The organism is Candidatus Zixiibacteriota bacterium (assembly GCA_022865345.1).
Classification (GTDB): domain Bacteria; phylum Zixibacteria; class MSB-5A5; order MSB-5A5; family RBG-16-43-9; genus RBG-16-43-9.
In genome coordinates this window covers 1-3,883 of sequence record JALHSU010000173.1, presented here as the reverse complement: position 1 = coordinate 3,883, position 3,883 = coordinate 1, and the positions used below count along the sequence as shown (strand labels likewise).

Sequence of the window (3,883 nt, the reverse complement as noted above, 5' to 3'; positions counted from 1 at the left end):
TTATAATTTTTTGAAATGGCTAACGGGTCTGCTCCTGAGTTGTTAGCTCCATCACTTAACAGGATGACTGCGGAAAGTTCTTTGTCTTTCAAGTTTTCTTTGAGCTTTTCCAGACTATTGCCGATTGCGGTAGCCTCACCGGTAAAAGGAGGGATTTGTCTGGTGAGGTCAAAAGGAACCAAACTATCTGAAAAAAGATAAGAATAGACTTCGGTTTTAGATAGAAGGTCTTTAAAACTTTTCTCTCCTAAAAGTCCCTGTAGCACTTCTTTCCTGGAAAGAGAGTTATTTTTGATATTCATGCTTTTGGAGGAATCCAGGAGCAGGGCGATTTTTGGCTTTTCCAGAGATTTTCTGGCTATTCCCAGCAAAGGCTCGGACAGGGCTAAAAAAAGACAGAATAAAGCCAGCCATCTCAAGACTAAAAGAAAAACTCTCTTCTTAATTGATAGAGGAGGTAAGGTAAAACGATAGGAAAGAAAAGCTATGATAAAGGTAGAAATGAAGATGAGGAGAAGCAGAATCAGATTGTGCGATTGAAAATCTATCCACAGTTTCAAGGGCGACTTTCCTTCTGTTTAAAGGATAAAAAAACCACTGTCTTTAAAATCTGCAGTGGCTGCTTATAGAATCTTTGAGCAAAAATCTATTTTTCCCGGGTCAGGATGAAATCCACTAATTGCGTCAGGGAATCTTTATATTCTGAAGTCTTTAATCCTGAGATAACCTCCAGGGCAGATCTGCCAAAGTCAGATGCTCTCCTGCGGCTGTACTCTACTCCTCCTTCCTTCTCCACAAAAGCTCTTATCTCGGAAAAATTTTCCGGTCTATAGCCTTCTTCAAACAGTTTCAGAACCTTCTCCCGCGTCCCATCTTCAGACCTGGCTAAAGCATGGATCAATGGAAGGGTGATCTTACCCTCCTGTAGGTCATTTCCTAACTCCTTCCCGGTTTTCTCCTTCTCTCCGATTAAATCTAAAAGGTCGTCGATTATCTGAAAAGAAGTACCGAAATCCTCGCCGTATCTCTGATAGATCTTTTGAACCTCCTCCTCCTCCCCTCTGGCAATTGCCCCGGACTGGCAGGCAACAGAGAACAGGGAGGCAGTCTTATCGGAAATTATCCTGAGATATATCTGCTCTGACAGGTTATGGTTCCCCCGTTCCTGGATCTGCAGAAGCTCTCCTATGCTGACCCTTTCAGTCGCTCTCGAAATCGCATTAAGCAGGGGAGTGATTTTCGTCTGGACCAGAATCTTAAAAGCCTTGGCTAAAAGATAATCGCCCATCAGGACCGAGACCAGGTTGCTCCAGCGATAATTTATAGAGGTTTTTCCCCTGCGGGTCGCGGACTGATCTATTACATCATCATGTAATAAAGTAGCGGTATGAATAAGCTCAACTGCTACAGCCGCATCCAGGGCTTGGTCCTTGCCTGAGTTGCCGCTTTCCCCGAAGCTTAAAAGGACTAAAGCCGGACGGAGCCTTTTACCTTTTCTCTCCAGCAGATACTGAGCCACCTGATAGATTAAAGGAGAATCAGAACAAAGGTATTCCTCTAACCTCTGTTCTACCTTATCTAAGTCTGATTTTACCGGCGAAAGAATCGAATCAAGATCCATTTTTTTCCTAAATCGGATTGTTCTGTCAGGTTCTGGACCCGACAGCAAAGGAAGGTGCCAAAATTATCTCCAATTACAATCTGAATTTCCTTCCAATCAAAATATAATACCATCCCTTTTTCAGATTGTCAAACGAAAAGTAAAACTGTCTTTTAATTTTTGGTGGAGTGGCTGGGGTGTAAACCTTCCCTACGGATCCGCTTCTCGGACAGGTTTACCAGATAAAGCTAAAGTCTCAAGACCTTGAGGTATTATACTCCAGAAACCGGCTACTTTTTTACCCCAAATTTCTTTTTCAACTTCTTAGCTACAATCTCCGGCACGAAGCGGCTTATCTCTCCTTTGTTGCGGGCGATCTCCTTTATCAAAGTGGAGCTTAGGTAAGTGTACTTCTCGCTGGGCATCAAAAATACGGTCTCTGTTCCAGGGGCTAATTTGCGGTTCATTAGCGCCATCTGAAATTCATACTCGAAATCGGACACTGCCCTCAAACCCCGGATTATTGCCACCGCACTGGTTTTGGAGACGAGATCAGCCAGAAGCCCGGAAAAAAGCTTCGCCTTAACCCTTTTTAGACCCCGGATGCTTTCCTGTACCATTTTCAGCCTGTCGCCGGCTGAAAAAAGTGTAGCCTTGTTAGGCCTGGAGGAAACAGCCACGATTATCTCGTCGAATAATTCCGCTGCTCTCTGAATTAAATCCAGGTGCCCGTTAGTGATCGGATCAAAAGTTCCGGCATAGATAGCCTTTTTCATAAAAACTCCTTCTCTTAGGAAATTTTCCTAAAAAAGGATACCAGAGTATCCCCGTATTTTCTTTCCTGTAATAATAGGAAATTTACTAATTTTTCTATTTTTTCCTTTTTATGATGCTCGAAAACTAAAACTCCGTCTGGGTTCAGAATTTCTTTCTCTGACAAAATTTCTAAGACTTTCTGACAGAACCCTTTTCCATAAGGAGGATCAGCCAGGATGAGATCGAACTTTCCTTCAGTTTCACATTTAAGAAATCTGAGAACGTTTTTTTTTATGAGCCTGCCTTTCACCCTGAATCCAAGCTTCTCCAGATTTTTCCGGATAAGGCCCAGACTGGAAAAAGAATTATCCACGAAAACCACCTCTTGTGCTCCCCTGGATAGAGCCTCAATTCCTAAAGCACCGCTTCCTGCAAAAAGGTCTAAGACCTTTTTGTCTTCCACTGATGAGAGGATATTAAAAATAGCCCCTTTGACTTTATCCGAAGTAGGCCTGATCTTCCTTTTTTTCAAGGAGAAAAGCCTGGTCCCTTTTTTCTCACCCGAGATGATCCTCAAGTCCCTTCCTCATACCTTATTCTATGGTTACCAGATTTTTTAACTTCTCAAAAGTCTTCTGCCCAATGCCTTTTATTTTCTTAAGCTCCTCGATTGAAGAGAAATTGCCCTTACTTTCCCTATAAGTCAAAATCCTTTTGCCCAATTCCTCCCCTATTCCAGGTAACGAGTCAAGCTCTTGCAGGGTAGCAGTATTGAGGTTGATCTTCTTATCAGTGATTTTTAAACTTATATTTTCAGGGACATTTGAGCTTTTTGCTGGTTCTAAAACCTTTTTCTCTGTCTTTCGATTTTCTTTAAGTAAAAGCTCCGGGGCAAAATCCGGATGATATTTTTTATAAAGAGTAACTCCACTGCCAATTAAAAGAATTACTATTAGAAAGATTATGGCTTTTGCTTCCTGGGGCGTGAAACTGAAAAAATCGATTCTCTTTTCAGTCATATAAGACTTTAAGGAGTACTTTCCCCACCTTTTCCAGGCTTTCCGGACTGCACTTGTCAGGAGTATCCCCTAAGGTATGCCAGTAGGGATAATCGAAGTCGATAATGTCAATGCAGGGAATGCCGGCTTTAATCAGGGAAATATGATCATCTACTAAGTTGTATTTTACTTCCGGTTTGAAATTCGAAATCGAGAGTTTCTCAGCTTTTGTCCAGACCAGGTCAACCACTTCTTTGGCATACTGGTTGGAATAACCTTCTTTGTAAATCTGCAAATTTTTATCCCCAACCATATCCAGCAAAATCCCAAAAATAGCCTTATACCCTCCTAAATTCCGCGAGAAATAATTCGAACCCACGCACCACCTTTCCGGGTGGTCATCTGAGCCCAGATCCTCAGCATCAAAAAAGACCAGGTCAACTCCATATCTGGGCTTTTTCTTAGACAGTATAGGGGCTAATTCCATAAGGACTGCAACTCCAGAGGCACCGTCATTTGCTCCTAAGAT

The 3,883-nt window shown here is 42.3% G+C and carries 6 protein-coding genes; all 6 read right to left on the bottom strand.

The window, feature by feature from the left end; translation table 11 throughout:
• Positions 1-560, bottom strand: a 560-nt coding sequence (locus MUP17_08530) for a VWA domain-containing protein (GenBank protein ID MCJ7459022.1), incomplete at its 3' end; no start/stop codon positions are given.
• A gap of 86 nt (positions 561-646) precedes the next feature.
• Positions 647-1,621, bottom strand: a complete 975-nt coding sequence (locus MUP17_08525; GenBank protein ID MCJ7459021.1) for a polyprenyl synthetase family protein — start codon at positions 1,619-1,621, stop codon at positions 647-649.
• A gap of 269 nt (positions 1,622-1,890) precedes the next feature.
• Positions 1,891-2,376, bottom strand: a complete 486-nt coding sequence (coaD, locus tag MUP17_08520) for a pantetheine-phosphate adenylyltransferase (GenBank protein ID MCJ7459020.1) — start codon at positions 2,374-2,376, stop codon at positions 1,891-1,893.
• A 14-nt stretch (positions 2,377-2,390) separates the two neighbouring features.
• Entirely contained in the window at positions 2,391-2,933 is a 543-nt protein-coding gene (rsmD, locus tag MUP17_08515; GenBank protein MCJ7459019.1) for a 16S rRNA (guanine(966)-N(2))-methyltransferase RsmD, read from the bottom strand.
• Between the two features lie 16 nt (positions 2,934-2,949).
• Positions 2,950-3,375: a helix-hairpin-helix domain-containing protein gene (locus tag MUP17_08510; GenBank protein MCJ7459018.1), complete on the bottom strand. Its 426-nt coding sequence runs from the start codon at positions 3,373-3,375 to the stop codon at positions 2,950-2,952.
• The coding region (locus tag MUP17_08505; protein ID MCJ7459017.1) for a DUF4910 domain-containing protein at positions 3,368-3,883 on the bottom strand (516 nt) is incomplete at its 5' end. The genes MUP17_08505 and MUP17_08510, both read right to left, overlap by 8 nt.